The 15,541-nt window shown below is 70.4% G+C and carries 16 protein-coding genes; 15 read left to right on the top strand and 1 reads right to left on the bottom strand.

Annotation, left to right across the window (positions count from 1 at the left end; translation table 11 throughout):
• The first annotated feature begins 50 nt into the window (after positions 1 to 50).
• From ACFZBT_RS33825 to ACFZBT_RS33760, 14 genes are all read left to right on the top strand, one after another.
• Entirely contained in the window at positions 51 to 1,259 is a 1,209-nt protein-coding gene (locus ACFZBT_RS33825) for a 3-deoxy-7-phosphoheptulonate synthase (protein ID WP_391111918.1), read from the top strand.
• The gene (locus ACFZBT_RS33820) at positions 1,247 to 1,870 is read left to right on the top strand and encodes an isochorismatase family protein (protein WP_391111915.1); all 624 of its coding nucleotides are present in this window, start codon (positions 1,247 to 1,249) and stop codon (positions 1,868 to 1,870) included. The genes ACFZBT_RS33825 and ACFZBT_RS33820 overlap by 13 nt, the downstream gene beginning before the upstream one ends.
• Positions 1,867 to 3,768 (top strand): chorismate-binding protein, encoded by a 1,902-nt coding sequence (locus tag ACFZBT_RS33815; RefSeq protein ID WP_391111912.1) that lies wholly within the window; start codon positions 1,867 to 1,869, stop codon positions 3,766 to 3,768. Before ACFZBT_RS33820 ends, ACFZBT_RS33815 begins: the two co-directional genes overlap by 4 nt.
• Positions 3,765 to 4,112, top strand: coding sequence for a hypothetical protein (locus ACFZBT_RS33810; RefSeq protein WP_391111908.1), 348 nt, complete (start codon positions 3,765 to 3,767; stop codon positions 4,110 to 4,112). Before ACFZBT_RS33815 ends, ACFZBT_RS33810 begins: the two co-directional genes overlap by 4 nt.
• Positions 4,109 to 4,729 carry a phenazine biosynthesis FMN-dependent oxidase PhzG gene (phzG, locus tag ACFZBT_RS33805; RefSeq protein ID WP_391111905.1) on the top strand — a complete coding sequence of 207 codons (621 nt, stop codon included), beginning with the start codon at positions 4,109 to 4,111 and terminating at the stop codon, positions 4,727 to 4,729. The genes ACFZBT_RS33810 and phzG overlap by 4 nt, the downstream gene beginning before the upstream one ends.
• A 43-nt stretch (positions 4,730 to 4,772) precedes the next feature.
• Positions 4,773 to 6,629, top strand: a complete 1,857-nt coding sequence (asnB, locus tag ACFZBT_RS33800; RefSeq protein ID WP_391111902.1) for an asparagine synthase (glutamine-hydrolyzing) — start codon at positions 4,773 to 4,775, stop codon at positions 6,627 to 6,629.
• A 93-nt stretch (positions 6,630 to 6,722) separates the two neighbouring features.
• The gene (locus tag ACFZBT_RS33795; RefSeq protein ID WP_391111899.1) at positions 6,723 to 7,214 is read left to right on the top strand and encodes a PhzA/PhzB family protein; all 492 of its coding nucleotides are present in this window, start codon (positions 6,723 to 6,725) and stop codon (positions 7,212 to 7,214) included.
• A gap of 59 nt (positions 7,215 to 7,273) precedes the next feature.
• Positions 7,274 to 7,684, top strand: coding sequence for a VOC family protein (locus ACFZBT_RS33790; RefSeq protein ID WP_391111896.1), 411 nt, complete (start codon positions 7,274 to 7,276; stop codon positions 7,682 to 7,684).
• A gap of 40 nt (positions 7,685 to 7,724) precedes the next feature.
• Positions 7,725 to 8,099, top strand: a complete 375-nt coding sequence (locus ACFZBT_RS33785; RefSeq protein WP_391111893.1) for a DUF4186 family protein — start codon at positions 7,725 to 7,727, stop codon at positions 8,097 to 8,099.
• A 133-nt stretch (positions 8,100 to 8,232) separates the two neighbouring features.
• Positions 8,233 to 9,243, top strand: a complete 1,011-nt coding sequence (locus ACFZBT_RS33780; protein ID WP_391111890.1) for a methyltransferase — start codon at positions 8,233 to 8,235, stop codon at positions 9,241 to 9,243.
• A 102-nt stretch (positions 9,244 to 9,345) separates the two neighbouring features.
• Positions 9,346 to 9,831, top strand: coding sequence for a DUF488 family protein (locus ACFZBT_RS33775; RefSeq protein WP_391111888.1), 486 nt, complete (start codon positions 9,346 to 9,348; stop codon positions 9,829 to 9,831).
• The gene (locus ACFZBT_RS33770; RefSeq protein ID WP_391111885.1) at positions 9,828 to 11,504 is read left to right on the top strand and encodes an asparaginase domain-containing protein; all 1,677 of its coding nucleotides are present in this window, start codon (positions 9,828 to 9,830) and stop codon (positions 11,502 to 11,504) included. Before ACFZBT_RS33775 ends, ACFZBT_RS33770 begins: the two co-directional genes overlap by 4 nt.
• Before the next feature lie 34 nt (positions 11,505 to 11,538).
• Complete coding sequence (locus tag ACFZBT_RS33765) at positions 11,539 to 12,390, top strand: PhzF family phenazine biosynthesis isomerase (RefSeq protein WP_391111882.1); 852 nt, start codon at positions 11,539 to 11,541, stop codon at positions 12,388 to 12,390.
• A gap of 187 nt (positions 12,391 to 12,577) precedes the next feature.
• On the top strand, positions 12,578 to 13,936 hold the full coding sequence (locus ACFZBT_RS33760) for an AAA family ATPase (RefSeq protein WP_391111879.1): 1,359 nt from the start codon (positions 12,578 to 12,580) through the stop codon (positions 13,934 to 13,936).
• Between the two features lie 92 nt (positions 13,937 to 14,028).
• On the opposite strand, the gene ACFZBT_RS33755 is transcribed toward ACFZBT_RS33760, so the two are convergent.
• Positions 14,029 to 14,424, bottom strand: coding sequence for a Rid family hydrolase (locus ACFZBT_RS33755; RefSeq protein ID WP_391111876.1), 396 nt, complete (start codon positions 14,422 to 14,424; stop codon positions 14,029 to 14,031).
• A gap of 139 nt (positions 14,425 to 14,563) precedes the next feature.
• Here ACFZBT_RS33755 and ACFZBT_RS33750 point away from each other — a divergent pair, with 139 nt between their 5' ends.
• Complete coding sequence (locus tag ACFZBT_RS33750) at positions 14,564 to 15,538, top strand: WYL domain-containing protein (RefSeq protein WP_391111873.1); 975 nt, start codon at positions 14,564 to 14,566, stop codon at positions 15,536 to 15,538.
• Positions 15,539 to 15,541 lie beyond the last annotated feature (3 nt).

Below are 15,541 nucleotides of genomic sequence, written 5' to 3'. Positions count from 1 at the left end.
CCGGGCCGCAGTGCCGCCTTGTCGGACTCGCCGTCGACGATGGGAAAAACTTGAACGTCACCTCGTTCGAAGTTTCGCGGGCCCCGGTTGCGCGGCAGCAGCCTCAGTGGGGGGACCCGGCACAGGTCAAACAGGTCAGGGATGTACTGGCGGCCCTTCCCCCGCTCGTGGAGGCCGAATCGCTGAGCAGGCTCCGGGTGTTGCTCGCCCAGGTCGCCGCCGGGCAGGCACAGGTCGTGCAGGCGGGTGACTGCGCCGAGGACCCGGCGGAATGCACCGCGGGTGACGTGGAGCGGAAAGTGGGGCTCCTCAACGTGCTCGCCGGCGTCATGAGCGCGATCACTCATCAGCCGGTGGTACGGGTGGGCCGGATCGGAGGCCAGTACGCCAAACCCCGGTCGGCGCTCACCGAGTGGGTCGGTGGCGCCGAACTCCCGGTGTACCGGGGGCACATGGTGAACGGTCCGGAGCCGGTTCCCGAAGCACGGCGGCCTGACGCCCGGCGTCTGCTGGCGGGCTACCGGGCGGCGAGCCAGGTCATGGCCAACCTCGCCCCGACGCCTCGGGCGCGCGTCGAGCCGGCTGTGTGGACCAGCCACGAGGCTCTGCTGCTCGACTACGAGGTCCCGATGCTGCGCCGGGACCAGGAGGGCCGGGTCGCGCTCACTTCCACGCATTGGCCGTGGATCGGCGAGCGAACCCGCCAGCTCGAGGGGGCCCACGTCGCGCTGCTGGCGGACGTGGTCAACCCGGTCGCGTGCAAGGTCGGGCCGCGTATGACGGTCGACGAGCTGCTCGGGCTGTGCGCGCGGCTCGACCCTGAACGGGAACCCGGCCGACTTACCTTGATCGCCCGCATGGGTGCCGACGCCACGACGGACCTGCTGCCGCCGCTGGTCCAGGCCGTGCGCGCCGCCGGACACCCGGTGATCTGGCTGGTCGACCCCATGCACGCCAACACCACGACCACCGCCGAAGGACGCAAGACCCGAGTCGTGGAGACGATCGTCCGGGAGGTCACGGCGTTCCAGATCGCCGTGCGCACCGCCGGCGGGATACCGGGCGGGATACACCTGGAGACCACGCCCGACGACGTGACGGAATGCGTCGACGCCCATGACGCCACCGAGCGGATCGGCCGGAACTACACGACGTTGTGCGACCCGCGACTCAACCCCCGCCAGGCGGTGTCGGTGGTCTCGTCCTGGCAGACGGAGAAGATGATGGACCGGGCCGAGGGAGAACCGTGCCGGGCATAGCGCCGATCCAAGCCTACCCACTGCCGAATGCGGCTGAACTGCCCGTCAGCACCGCGCGGTGGACCCTCGACTCACGGCGGGCGGTGCTGCTCGTCCATGACATGCAGCGCTATTTCCTCGCGCCGTTTCCCTCGTCGGTGCGTGATCCGCTGGTGCGTCACTGCGCGCTGCTGCGGGAGCGCTGCGCCGCGCTCGGGGTCCCGGTGTTCTACACCGCGCAACCCGGTGGCATGACGGATGAGGAACGCGGCCTGCTGAAGGACTTCTGGGGTCCGGGCATGAGGGTGGACCCCGTGGATCGTCTGATCGTCCCCGAGCTCACGCCCGGGCCGGCGGACCGGACGCTCACCAAGTGGCGCTACAGCGCGTTCTTCCGCTCGGATCTGCTGGCGCAGATGCGAGACGACAAGCGCGACCAGCTGATCATCTGCGGCGTCTACGCGCACGTCGGTGTACTGGTGACGGCCCTCGAGGCGTTCACCAACGACATCCAGCCGTTCCTCGTCGCCGACGCCGTCGGCGACTTCTCCGCCGAGTACCACCGGCTGGCCCTCGACTACGCGGCCGCTCGCTGCTCGGTGGTCACCACCACCGAGGAGGTCTTCCGATGACGACGCGGCTGCTCGAGCGCGTGCTGGGTCCCGACCCGGGTGCCTTCGCCCTGCTGCACCGCCCCGAGACCCTGGGCCCAGACCGTGTGGAGATCCTGCTGGGCCGGCTCAGCACCCCCGCCGGGCTCGGCGACATCCCGTTGGCCGGCCGGACCGGGCGGCCCGGCGAGGGCCGGCACGAGACTCTGGTCCTGGTGCCCCACCGGCAGATCACCGAGCGAGGCTTCGCCGCCGCCGAGGACGGCTCACCACTGCTCGCGATGGAGGTCACCGACCAGGGGCAGATCAGCACGTCCGACGCGCTCAGGGCCCTGCCGGACGAGCCGATCACCCTGACCGGGGGTCACTTCGACACCGACGACGAGGCATACGCGGACACGGTCCGCACCGTGCTCGACAACGAGATAGGAACCGGAGAGGGCTCGAACTTCGTCATCAAGCGCTCTTTCGTCACCAGCATCACCGCATACTCGACCGGCAGCGCGCTGAGCCTGTTCCGCCGGTTGCTCACCCGGGAGAGCGGCGCCTACTGGACCTTCATCGTGCACACCGGCACACGCACCTTCGTCGGTGCCACACCGGAGCGCCACGTCAGCCTGCGCGACGGTGTCGCCGCGATGACCCCGATCAGCGGCACCTACCGCTACCCGGCCACAGGACCGGTCCTCTCGGAGGTCATGGAGTTCCTCACCGACGGCAAGGAGACCGACGAGCTGTACATGGTCCTCGACGAGGAACTCAAGATGATGGCCCGGGTCTGCCAGGGCGGCGGCCGCGTGACGGGGCCGTTCCTGCGGGAGATGGCCTGGCTCGCGCACACCGAGTACATCATCGAAGGGCGCAGCGACCTCGACCCCCGGGACATCCTGCGGGAGACGATGTTCGCCCCCACCGTGACCGGCAGCCCACTCGAGAACGCCTGCCGGGTGATCGCCCGCTACGAGCCCCGCGGCCGCGGATACTACGGGGGCGTCGCGGCCCTCATCGGCCGCGACGCCGGCGGCGCGCGCACCCTGGACTCGGCCATCCTCATCCGTACCGCCGACATCCAGGCCTCGGACGCCGACGGCACCGGTCGCGTCGAGGTCGGCGTGGGCGCGACCCTGGTCCGGCACTCCGACCCCGAGGCCGAGGTCGCCGAGACCCGCACCAAGGCCGCGGGCGTGCTGGCGGCGCTGGGTGCCGACGAACGGCTCGACGCGCACCCGCTGATCCAGGAGGCGCTGGGGAGGCGCAACGAGACCATCGCGAACTTCTGGCTCAGCGAGGCCGGGAAGCGCGCCCAGCCCCATCCGGTGCTGCACGGCCGCCGGGTGCTGGTCGTCGACGCCGAGGACACCTTCAGCGCGATGCTGGCCCACCAGCTGCGCGCCATCGGCCTGACCGTGGAACTCGGCAGCTTCGACACCTCGCACCGCTTCGACGACCACGACCTCATCGTGATGGGCCCCGGACCCGGCGACCCGCGGGAGACCGACCACCCCAGGATGGCCCGGCTCACCTCGGCCATCGAGGAGTTGCTGTCCCGGCGCATCCCCTTCCTGGCCGTCTGCCTGAGCCATCAGCTGCTCTGCCGGCACCTCGGGCTCGAACTGCGGCGCCGGGACGTCCCGAACCAGGGCACCCAGCGCGAGATCGACCTGTTCGGCTCGCGCGAACGCGTGGGGTTCTACAACTCCTACTCGGCCCGCGCGCGAACCGACCGGCTGGACTGCCCCGGTGTCGGCGAGGTGCAGGTCTGCCTCGACGCCGGCACGGGCGAGGTGCACGCCCTGCGCGGGCCGCACTTCGGCTCGGTGCAGTTCCACCTCGAGTCCGTGCTCACCCAGGACAGCGAGCGCGTCCTGGCCGGGCTGCTCGTACCGCTGATGGAGACCGCGGAGGTACTGAACGCATGAAAGCCACCATCTCCTGGTGGGACCTCACCGGGTCCGGCCAGACCATCGACTCCTTACGCGTCTACCTGCGCGACGAGGGCGTGGATCCATGGAGGGAGGTCCACGGAATGCGGTTGAAGTTCTGGATCTCCGACCGGGAGAGCAACCGCTGGGGCGCCGTGATGCTGTGGGATTCCGATGCCGACCTGACGGCACCGATGCCGCCGAACCGGGCCACCGAGCTCATCGGACACCCCCCGACCGTCCGGATGATGTCCGATGTCGAGGCCATCGTCGAAGGCGTCCACTCCGGCCGGCTCGCCGAACGCGGCCTGGCCTTCGAGCCGATCGGGAAGTCATCGTGAGCGCATCGGCCCGGCTCCGGACATCCGAGGAGTTCCTCGCCCCGCCCGCCGAACCGATGGCGCTGCTCCAGGCCTGGTTCGACAACGCCGTCGCGGACGCCGTCCGCGAGCCGGGGGCGCTGGCACTGGCCACCGTCGACGCCCGCGGCCAGGCCTCCAACCGGATCGTCCAGGTTCTCAGGATCCGCACGACGGGTCTGGTGTTCGCCAGCCACTCCGACAGCCGCAAGGGCCGGGACCTGGCCGAGACGGGCTGGGCGTCCGGGGTCTTCTACTGGCGCGAGGCCGGCCGCCAGGTGAGCGTGAGCGGCCCGGCCCGTCCGTTGCCCGACGAGGAGTCCGAGGCCCTGTGGGCGGCCCGGCCCGTCGCCACGCACCCGATGTCGGTGGCGGCGCACCAGAGCGCGCCGCTGCTGGACGAGGACGCGCTGCGGGAGCGGGCCCGGGAACTGGGCCGGGACGGCTCGGCGCTGCCCCGCCCGGACCGTTGGCTGGGCTATCTGCTGGAGCCGGCGTCGGTGGAGTTCTGGCAGGTCGACCCGGAGGACCGGTTGCACCAGAGGCTGCGTTACGAGCGCGACGGTTCCGGCTGGCGTACGGGTCGGCTCCAACCCTGAGCGCGCTTCGGATCGTTGACTCGAGAGGAAGAAGGGCAAGTCGATGTGTGGAATGACGGGCTGGGTCTCGTTCGACCGGGATCTGACGCAGCAGCGCGCTCAGCTGGACGCGATGACCAGGACCATGGCCTGCCGGGGACCGGACGCCGGCGGCGCCTGGCTCGACCGGCATGCGGCGATCGGCCATCGACGGCTGGCGGTCATCGACCTCGAAGGTGGCACGCAGCCCATGGTGGTGCCCACCGACGACGGGCCGGTGACGATCACCTACACCGGTGAGGTCTACAACTACACCGAACTCAGGGCCGAGTTGCTGCGTCGGGGCCATCGGTTCCAGACCCGCAGCGACACCGAGGTCGTGCTCCACGGCTACCTCGAGTGGGGCGAAGCGGTCGCCGAACGGCTCAACGGCATGTTCGCGTTCGCGGTCTGGGACTCCAGGGTCGAGAAGCTCGTGATGATCCGCGACCGGCTGGGCGTCAAGCCGCTCTACTACTCCAGTACCGACGACGGGGTGATCTTCGGCTCCGAGCCGAAGGCGATCCTCGCCAACCCGCTGGCGGACCGCGCCGTCGACCTCGCCGGCCTGCGGGAGCTGGTCAGCTTCACACAGACTCCGGGCAGCGCCGTGTGGTGCGGGATGAACGAGGTGGTCCCGGGCGGCCTGGTCACCGTCGACCGCTCCGGCCTGCGCGAGCGCCGCTACTGGACGCTGCCCACCCGTCCGCACACCGACGACCGGAAGACCACCGTCGCCACCGTGCGCGAACTGCTCGAGGACATCGTCAGCCGCCAGCTGGTCTCCGATGTCCCGCGCTGCACCCTGCTCTCCGGCGGCCTGGACTCCAGCGTGATCACCGCGCTGGCCGCCGCCAAGCTGGGCCGGCCCGGGGAGCACGGCGAGCCCGGCGAGAAGGTGCGCAGCTTCGCGGTGGACTTCGTCGGGCGGGAGGACGACTTCGTCGCCGACGAACTGCGTGCCACGACGGACGCCCCGTACGCGCTGGAGGTGGCCGCGCACGTCGGCTCCAAGCACGAGTCCATCGTGCTCGACCACGCCGCGATCGCCGACCCGGCGGTGCGCCGGGCCGTCATCACCGCGCGGGACAGTCCGCTCAGCCTCGGTGACATGGACAACTCGCTCTACCTGCTGTTCCAGGCCATCCGGGAGCAGTCCACGGTCGCCCTGTCCGGGGAGTCCGCCGACGAGGTCTTCGGCGGGTACAGGTGGTTCCACCAGCCGGAGGTCCAGGCCGCGCGGACCTTCCCCTGGATGGCCGTCTTCGTCAGCGGCGCCCGGGCGCAGGTGTCCGATCGGTTCAACGCCGACATCACCGCCGCCCTCGACCTGCCCACCTACATCCGGGACCGCTACTCCGACGCGGTCGGCGAGGTCGAGCGGGCAGAGGGCGAGAGCGACCACGAGATGCGGATGCGGGTGATGTGCTACCTGCACCTGACCCGCTTCGTCCGGATGCTCCTGGAGCGCAAGGACCGCATCAGCATGGCCGTGGGGCTGGAGGTCCGGGTCCCCTTCTGCGACCACCGCCTCGTGGAGTACGTCTACAACACCCCGTGGTCGCTGAAGACCTTCGACGGCAGGGAGAAGAGCCTGCTCCGCGCCGCGACCGCCGACCTGCTGCCCGAATCGGTGCTGAACCGGGTGAAGGCTCCCTACCCCGCCACTCTGGACCCGGCCTACACCGGCGCGCTGCTGCAGCAGTCCAAGGAACTGCTCACAACCGACGACCCGGTCTTCGATCTGGTCGACCGCGGCTGGCTGCAGGACATCACACGGCGAGACGCGGCCACCATGCCGATCGACGTCCGCAACGGCATGGAGCGTGTGCTCGACCTGAGTACCTGGCTGGACATCTACCGGCCCGAGCTCCGGCTCTGACGCGGTTCCCGGTCGATTCCGGTCAGCGACCGGCGGCCGGCCGCGCGCACCACGTCAATATCCAAGTCCGGACCATGGATTGAGGGAAACGAGATGGGAACGGAAGACTCCCCGCCCGAGGGGATCAAGGCCGACCTCGACCTGCGAGCCCGGCACCGTGCCGTCGTCGCGGACTACATGAGCCGCAAGGGCGAGAACCGGCTGACGCGCTACCTGCTCTTCACCGAGGACGGCAGCGCCGGCCTGTGGACCAGCGACACCGGCGAACCGATCGAGTCCCGCGGACACGAGACGCTCAAGGCGCACGGCGAGTGGTCGCTGCGCATGTTCCCGGACTGGGAGTGGAAGAACGTCGAGATCTTCGAGACCCAGGACCCCGACCGGTTCTGGGTCGAGTGTGACGGAGAGGGGCGCATCCTCTACCCGGACTACCCGCCCGGCCACTACAGGAACCACTTCATCCACTCGTTCCTGCTGGAAGACGGCAAGATCAAACAGCAACGCGAGTTCATGAACCCGTTCCAGCAGCTGCGTGCGCTGGGCATCGAGGTGCCGAAGATCAATCGCGGCGGGATCCCCACCTAGGGTCCCCCGTTCGCCCGTTCGCCCGTTCGCCCGTTCGCACTGGCAGCAAGGAGCATCAGATGGGATCTCAGCTCAATCCGTACATCGCCTTCGACGGGGACGCCCGGCAGGCGATGGAGTTCTACCACGAAGTCCTCGGCGGCAAGCTGGAGCTGGGCACGTTCGGCGACTTCGGCTCGTCGGAGTCGCCCGACGCCGACAAGATCATGCACGCCACGCTCAGCACCGCGGACGGCTTCACGGTGATGGCGTGGGACGTCCCGGAGCGGGTCCCCTTCAACCCGGGTACCAACGTCGCGCTCTACCTCGGCGGCGACGACGCCGGCCTCCGCGAGTACTTCGAGAAGCTGTCCGTCGGCGGCACGGTGGCGATGCCCCTCAGGGAGCAGATCTGGGGCGACGAGGCCGGCACGCTCGTGGACAGGTTCGGGATCACCTGGATGTTCAACATCACCCTTCAGCAGTCCTGATCCCCCAGGGGGCTACTGCCTTCGAAGGAGCCCTGAGCCGATGACGGACGAGTTGGACGACAGACTGGACCGGATCGGACGGCACCCCTTCCGCGCGAGGTTCCGTCTGCGCGGAAGGGACCGCGCGGTGGTCGACCTGCGCGGGATCACGACCGTCCGCAGGCACGCCGAGGATCTGACCGGCCGCAGGCTGGCGCCGGCCGAACCGCGCAACGACGGCCGTCAGACGCCCTACCGGGGGCATCCCGTCTTCGTCGCCCAGCACGCGACCGCGACGTGCTGCCGTACCTGCCTCGCGCGCTGGCACGGCATCCCCGCCGGCCGTGCGCTCGACGACACCGAGCGGGCCTACGTCGTGGAGGTGATCTGCCGGTGGATCGTGAGGCAGTACGCCCCTCACCAGCCGCCGCCGTGACCGGTGCCGTGACCGGTGCCGTGCCCGGAGGGGTTCACCAAGTCGTTCCACAAAGCGTGATGACCTGCCGTGGAAGATCGCGGCGAAGCGGGCCGACCGGCGTTGGCCGGAAGGCCGGGATGGTGAGGACTCAATGACAGTCGATGTGCGGGCCACGCGAGACGTGGTCGACATCATCACCGGGGGATGGAAGGCGCAGGCGCTCTACACCGCGGTCAAACTCGGACTGCCCGACCACGTCGAGGCCGGCCTGGACACCGACGCCGAACTGGCCAAGGCGACCGGGGCGAGCGAGCGGGGCATACACCGGCTGATGCGCCTGCTGGTGGCGATGGGCATATTCGAGGGCGGCGAGTCCACCGGCTACCGCGGTACCCGGGTGAGCGCTGCCCTCCTCGAAGGCCCCCAGTCCCTGGGCGACATGTGCCTGCTGTACGGCGAGGAGTTCTACTCCGCGTGGGGTCACGCCCACCACGCCATCAGCACGGAGAGCTCGGGATTCGAAGTCGCCTACGGCCGGTCGTTCTACGAGTACCTGGGTCAGGACGCGGCCATCGCCCGCCGGTTCCAGGTCACCATGAACGCCGCGAGCATGTTCTTTCACCAGGTGCCCGAGGTCTTCGACTTCTCCGGCAGGAAGGTCGTGGACGTCGGTGGCGGCGGAGGGCACCTGCTCGCCACCATCCTCGGCGCGACGCCGGACGCCACGGGCACGCTCTTCGACCGCGAGCACATGATGCCCAAGGCGCGTGAGCACCTGTCCGCCACCGTCGGCCTGGACCGGGCCGAGCTGGTCGGGGGCGACATGTTCCAGGGCGTCCCGGCGGGAGGGGACGTCTACATCCTCTGCCGGGTGCTGGCCGGCCACGACGACGAAGCCGTCGTCGGTGTCTTCGAGCACTGCCGCCGTGCCATGGCGGACTCCTCCTCGCGGCTGTTGATCCTCGACCGGTTCGTCCAGGACGAGAACTCCACCGTGCTGCCCGCCCTGTGGGACCTGCACCTTCTGGTGACGACGGGCGGCGAGCACCGTACCGTCGACCGGATCACACGGCTGCTGGGCCGCGCCGGCCTCGAGATCGCCGGGACCGCGGAGCTGCCCATGGAGACGACCGCCCTGATCGCCGCACCGCGCACCCCGTAACCGCACGAGGGTGCGCTGAGAATGCGCCCGGGCGGCGTCACCGCTCAGGGCCGGACAACCGTCGAGTGGGGCACGAGCAACAGCGCGAACAGGAGATCCTCGGTGGTCAAGTTGGCAACGATCGGCGTCTACGGCTTCGACGGCGATTCCTTCCTGGAACGACTACGGCAGGCGGACGTGCGTCTGCTGCTCGACGTACGTCAGCGCCGCGGGGTCCGCGGACCGGACTACGCCTGGGCGAACTCCCTTCGCCTGCAGGCGGCCCTCGCCGAGGCCGGGATCGGCTATCGGCACCACCGCGAACTCGCCCCGACCACCGAACTGCGTCACCTCCAGTACGCCGAGGACGACCGCCAGGGGGTCGGCAAGCGCTCCCGCCGCGAGCTCGCCGCCGAGTACACCCGCCGCTACACCGCCGAGATCCTCGACCCGGTCGACCTCGATCCGATCGTGGCGGCGCTGCCGAGCGGCGGCATCGCGACGCTGTTCTGCGTCGAACGCGACCCCGAGGCGTGCCACCGGTCGCTTGTCGCCGAGCGGCTGGCCGAGCAGCACCACATCACCATCGAACACCTGAGGCCGCTGTGAGAGATGACATTCTCCGGTCCGGCACGCCGCGACCGCGGATCGCGGTGTTCGCCGGACCGACGGCGACGATCCTGAACACACCGGACCTGGTGACGTCGAACAAGGCCCGCGCACGCCACGGTCTGCCGCTGCGCCCCTCCCGGTTCGACATGCTGCGTCCCCAACGTCTCGCGGCCCCCGCGACGTTGTACGTCGAGGCGTTCAGCGCGCTCCCGCTCGAGAGGGACGCGCAAGGGCTGTACGCCCCGCCGGACGGCTGGCTCGACGAGGACGGCACGTTCCACGCCGAGCAGCCGTCCGACGACGCCACCCCGGTGCACGTCGTCGAGCTCGATCCCGCCGACGGTCTCTACCCCCTTCCCTACATGGGCAGGCAGGCGGACGGATCCGCCTGGGAGGAGACCTCGACGGCACCGTACGCACCACCGGCAGCCGCCCGGCAGACGTTCTACCCCGACGCCCGCCGCCTCTACGAGGAGATCGAGCGGTTCGGTCTCGCCGACCACGGCACCCCCGTCGAGCTGGGGTCCGTCGCCGACTTCGCGTTCTTCCGCGCCGCCCCGTCCGGCGGATACACCACGGGCCCCGAGTCCGAGCGCCTCGGGCAGGACTTCTTCGTCTACTACCCGTACCACCTCCAGAGCGAGCCCGGCCTGGCGAACCTCGCCCAGGCGACCAACCAGGTCCAGGCGGTCCTCGCCACGGGAGAGTTCGCCGGCGTCCAGTGGCTCGAGGGGAGCCCGACCGTCGACGAGACCCTGTACTGGCTCGGACTGATGGTCGACACGAAGGTGCCGCTCGTCGGACACGCGGCGCAGCGCCGCCACCAGTCACTGAGCGCGGACGGCGACCGCAACGTGGTGGACGGCGTGAAGTTCATCGTGTCGGGCGTCGCCCTGGACGAAGGGGGCGAGGACCGCGTCGGTGCCTGCGTGATCGTCGACGAACTCGTGTACTCGGCCCGGGACGTGACCAAGGTCGACGCCCGACCGGGCGGATACGAGGTCACCGGCGGCCACGGCGGAGTGGTCGCCGACCTCGGCGGCTACGGCCCCCCGCAGCTCACCTACCTCCCCGCCCGCAGGCACACCCACCGCTCGGAGCTGCGCCTCACCGTGCTCCCCGAGCGGGTGGGCGGCGTCGCCGGGAGCCTGGACTCGGGCGTGTTCCGCGTCGACGTCGAGACGAAGGACGCCGGGGGACTCGTACCCGCCGCCATGCCGCACGTCTCCCTCACCAAGTACAGCCGGTACGCGGCCACGGGGACCGGCACGGACGACCCGCCCGTCGCCGACGAGGAGGTCGAGATCCTCGCCCGGATCGACGCCAACCTCGCGGGCGCGCCCCTGTCCGGTTTCGTGTGCGAAGGCATGTCGCCGTTCGGGATGGCCGACCCGACGAGGAACGCGGCGCTGAGCGTCGCCGTCTTCGCCGGCATGCCGGTGGTCCGCACGGGCCGCGGCAACACCGGAGGCATGGCGTACCGCACCGACCCGGCGTTCATCTCGGGCAACAACCTCACGGCCACCAAGGCGCGCATGCTCCTCATGGCCGCACTGCTCAAGTTCGGTGCCCTGCCCCCGGCCGCGGACCCCTTCCACCCGACCCTCGACGAGCGCGCGGCCACCGAGAAGGCGGTCGCCCGGTACCAGGCCCTGTTCGACACCCACTGACCCGCGACACGACGAGCCGACGAGAACGGAAACCATGGGTACGTACGAGTATGTGGTGGCCGACGTCTTCACCGGCGTCCCGCTGGAAGGAAACCCGACCGCGGTCTTCCTGGACGCCGCCGGTCTCTCCGCCGAGCGCATGCAGCGGATCGCGCGGGAGATGCACCTGTCCGAGACCGTCTTCGTCCTCCCGGCCGAGGACGACGGCGACGTGCGGGTCCGCATCTTCACTCCGGTGAACGAGCTGCCGTTCGCCGGACATCCCACCCTGGGCACGGCCGTGGTGCTCGGCGAGACGCACGAGGCGAAGGAACTCCGGATGGAGACCGCCAAGGGCACCGTGGCGTTCGAACTGGAGCGTGACGACGAGGGCCGGACCGTCGCGGCCGGCATGTGGCAACCGCTGCCGACGTGGGAGCCCTACGACCACGCGGACGAGGTGCTCACCGCTCTCGACCTGGTGGCCACCGGCAGCACTCTGCCGGTCGAGATCTACGACAACGGGCCGCGGCACGTGTTCGTCGGCCTGGACAGCGTGGCCGCGCTCTCCGCCCTGGAGCCGAACCAGCGGATTCTCGCGAGGCTGCCCGACATGGCCGCCAACTGCTTCGCGGGCTCGGGGAACCGGTGGCGGATGCGCATGTTCTCGCCCGCTTACGGCGTGGTGGAGGACGCGGCAACCGGCTCGGCCGCCGGCTCGCTCTCGGTACACTTGGCCCGGCACGGACTGATCCCGTTCGGGGAGTGGATCGAGATCCGTCAGGGGGTGGAGATGGGTCGTCCTTCGACGATGCGCGCTCGCGCGACGGGGACGCCGGAACGGATCGATGCGGTCCAGGTGGCGGGGGCCGCCGTGGTCGTCGCCAGGGGAACGCTGTACGCGTAGCCGCCGAGAACGTATGAGTGACCTGTCCACAGAGGAAAGGGCCGCCGCGCGTGTCCAGCAGAGCATCGTCCCCCGACCGTCCCGAGGCACGGCCGGTCATCCGGGTGGGCCGGGGCGACCGAGATCCCCGGCCGGCCGGCCGCCCCCGAGACCACCGCGTGCTCGGTGCCGCAGGACGGATGCGGTGATGGCCGCCGAGGACGACGGGCTGTTCGCGTTACCGACGTCGGACGACACTCCGCCCGCCGAGCCCGTACGGGCCGGCGCGCCGCTGGCGGTACGGATGCGACCGCGCACGCCGGCCGAGGTCGTCGGCCAGGCACACCTGCTGCGCCCCGGCGCGCCCCTGCGGCGGTTGGCGGAGGGCGGGGAGGCGGCGTCCGTGCTGCTCTACGGTCCGCCCGGCACCGGAAAGACGACCCTCGCGCGGCTGCTCGCCGATGTCGCCCCGCGGCACTTCGTCGCCCTCTCGGCGCTGTCCAGCGGGGTCAAGGAACTCCGCGACGTGATGAACGACGCGCGTCGTCGCCTCGACCGCCAGAACCGGCGGACCGTGCTGTTCATCGACGAGGTGCACCGTTTCTCCAAGACCCAGCAGGACGCGCTTCTCGGCGCCGTGGAGGACAGGCTCGTGCTGCTCGTCGCGGCCACCACCGAGAACCCGTCGTTCTCGGTGGTGTCCCCGCTGCTCTCGCGCCTGCTGGTGCTGCAGTTGCGGTCCCTGACCGAGGACGAGGTCCGCGAACTGCTGCGCCGGGCCGTGAAGGACGAGCGGGGCCTCGGCGGTGCGGTCACCCTGTCACCCGAGGCCGAGGACGCCCTCGTACGCCTCGCCGCCGGCGACGCCCGGAGCGCGCTGACCGCTCTGGAGGCGAGCGCCGACGGGGTGACCGACACCGGCGGCACGGTGGTCGACGTGTCCGCGGTGGAGCGGGCCGTCGCCGAGACGAGCGTCCGCTACGACCGGCAGGGCGACCAGCACCACGACGTCGTCAGCGCGTTCATCAAGTCGATCCGCGGCTCGGACCCCGACGCCGCGCTGCACTACCTGGCCCGCATGCTCGTGGCCGGGGAGGACCCGCGGTTCATCGCGCGGCGGCTGGTGGTGCACGCCAGTGAGGATGTCGGGCTGGCCGACCCCACGGCACTACAGGCCGCCGTCGCGGCGGCGCAGACGGTCCAGCTCATCGGCATGCCCGAGGCCCGCCTCGCCCTGGCCCAGGCCACCGTGCATCTGTCCATGGCGCCGAAGTCGAACACGGTGATCGTCGGCATTGACGAGGCCATGGCCGACGTCCGGGCGGGCGCCGTCGGCGAAGTCCCCGCCCACCTGCGGTACGGCCGCTACGCGGGCGCGAGGGAACTGGGCAACGCGATCGGCTACCGATACCCCCACAGGACCTCCGAGGGAGTCCTGGAGCAGCAGTACCCGCCGGACGACCTGGTGGGGAAGGACTACTACCGCCCCACGCGGCACGGCGGGGAGCGCGTCCTGCACGAGCGCCTCACCAAGCTCCGCCGTGCCGTCCGAGGCGAGGAGAGATAGCGCTGACAGCGCGCCCGGCCCGCGGCCTGCCCGCCGAGCGCCGCTGCCCGTGCCGGTTCACGGGCACGGGCAGCGGCGGAGACACAGTCACATCATCCGACGGCGGTGCCCTCGAGCTCGACCATCTGGCCGGGGATCGCCAGGCGCGTCACACCGAGCATGGTGGTGGTGGGCGCGACCTTCGCGGCGCCCAGCCGGCCCGCCAGCACACCGTAGTGCTGGAAGAGCAGGTCGACGTCGGTCGTGTAGACGTTGAGCCGGACGAGGTTCGAGAGGGACATGCCGGCCTCGGCCAGCACCGCCTCGATGTTGTCGATGCTCAGCGCCAGCTGCGCCGCCATGTCACCGTCGTGCTCGGGCTTGCCTTCCTTGCTCATCGCGGTCTGCCCCGAGATGTACAGGGTCCGCGAGTGCCCGGATACGACCTCACCCTGGTTGAAGCCCATCTCAACCGACCACGTCACCGGGTTGACCGCGTTACGTTCCATTGCCGATTCGCTCCATCCGTTCGGTTCACTGAAGTGCCTGCGTTCAACGACTCGGCGTCCGCCGGGCTTTGTCGTCGCGCAATGGAGCCTCCCAGTAAAAGGTGACATCCTCGGTCATGTATTTGGTTAGGGTTTTCGCATGCGCGCCGACCGGTTGGTTTCTCTGGTGCTCCTGCTGCGTCAGCGCGGCCGGATGACCGCGGAAACCCTGGCTCGCGAGCTGGAGGTGTCCACCCGCACAGTCCTGCGCGACATCGAGGCCCTGTCCGCGGCCGGCGTCCCGGTCTACGCCGAGCGCGGCAGACACGGCGGTTTCGCACTGCTGCCCGACTTCCAGACGGTGCTCACCGGACTGAATCACGACGAGGCGCTCGCCCTGCTCGTGGCCGGATCGCGGCGCGGCGCACAGCTGTTCGGTCTTGGTTCGGCGCTCGCCTCGGCCATGCTCAAGGTGGTCGACGCCTTGCCCGAGGGCCTTCGGGACACGGCGGCCGATGCGGCGCGGCGCTTACTCATCGACCCGGAGACCGACCTCCTCTCACGCCGCGTGGCCACCGAGGAGATGCCCGACGCCATCGTGGCCGAGGTCCGGCGCGCGGTCTTCGCCGGACACAAGTTGCGCATCCACTACGCGGCACTGGACCAGGCCCCGAAGTGGCGCACGGTGGACCCGATCGGCCTGGTCACCGTTCGCGAACAGGGCTACCTGCTGGCCAAGAGAGCCGGCGAGGACCGCACCTACCGGCTGTCCCGGGTACGGGCCGCCGAGGAACTCGACGAACCCGCGCAGCGACCGGACACCGTCGACCTGGACCGGGCCTGGCAGGAACGCAACGCGCAGTTCCGGACCGGCGGTGACAAGGTCGCCGTACTGGTACGGGTGAACCCGGCTCGGCGGGAGCACCTGGTCGGCACCGTCCTGGCCGTCTGCGCCGAGGAAGCCGACGCGGACGGCTGGCTGCGGCTGAACGTGATCTTCCAGGATTCCCGACATGCCGAATGGGCCCTGTGGCAGCACGCCAACGACGCGGAAGTCCTGGCCCCGCAGTGGCTGCGCACCTCCCTGTGCAACCGCGCCGCCGCGATCGCCGCCCGCTATGGTCCGCCGGCCTGAGGT

Origin of the sequence: Streptomyces sp. NPDC008137 (assembly GCF_042957035.1) — a bacterium.
In the GTDB taxonomy this organism is placed as follows: domain Bacteria; phylum Actinomycetota; class Actinomycetes; order Streptomycetales; family Streptomycetaceae; genus Streptomyces.
The sequence above is the reverse complement of the archived record's forward strand: the minus strand, read 5'-3'. Positions and strand labels throughout refer to the sequence as shown.

What these genes read in the sequence shown, in the direction of transcription:
- ACFZBT_RS33795 (WP_391111899.1), top strand. Translation starts at nt 6,723, where the DNA reads ATGGGAACGGAAGACTCCCCGCCCGAGGGGATCAAGGCCGACCTCGAC.
- ACFZBT_RS33785 (WP_391111893.1), top strand. Translation starts at nt 7,725, where the DNA reads ATGACGGACGAGTTGGACGACAGACTGGACCGGATCGGACGGCACCCC.
- asnB (WP_391111902.1), top strand. Translation starts at nt 4,773, where the DNA reads ATGTGTGGAATGACGGGCTGGGTCTCGTTCGACCGGGATCTGACGCAG.
- ACFZBT_RS33810 (WP_391111908.1), top strand. Translation starts at nt 3,765, where the DNA reads ATGAAAGCCACCATCTCCTGGTGGGACCTCACCGGGTCCGGCCAGACC.
- ACFZBT_RS33790 (WP_391111896.1), top strand. Translation starts at nt 7,274, where the DNA reads ATGGGATCTCAGCTCAATCCGTACATCGCCTTCGACGGGGACGCCCGG.
- ACFZBT_RS33780 (WP_391111890.1), top strand. Translation starts at nt 8,233, where the DNA reads ATGACAGTCGATGTGCGGGCCACGCGAGACGTGGTCGACATCATCACC.
- ACFZBT_RS33755 (WP_391111876.1), bottom strand. Translation starts at nt 14,424, where the DNA reads ATGGAACGTAACGCGGTCAACCCGGTGACGTGGTCGGTTGAGATGGGC.
- ACFZBT_RS33815 (WP_391111912.1), top strand. Translation starts at nt 1,867, where the DNA reads ATGACGACGCGGCTGCTCGAGCGCGTGCTGGGTCCCGACCCGGGTGCC.
- ACFZBT_RS33750 (WP_391111873.1), top strand. Translation starts at nt 14,564, where the DNA reads ATGCGCGCCGACCGGTTGGTTTCTCTGGTGCTCCTGCTGCGTCAGCGC.
- ACFZBT_RS33760 (WP_391111879.1), top strand. Translation starts at nt 12,578, where the DNA reads ATGGCCGCCGAGGACGACGGGCTGTTCGCGTTACCGACGTCGGACGAC.
- ACFZBT_RS33765 (WP_391111882.1), top strand. Translation starts at nt 11,539, where the DNA reads ATGGGTACGTACGAGTATGTGGTGGCCGACGTCTTCACCGGCGTCCCG.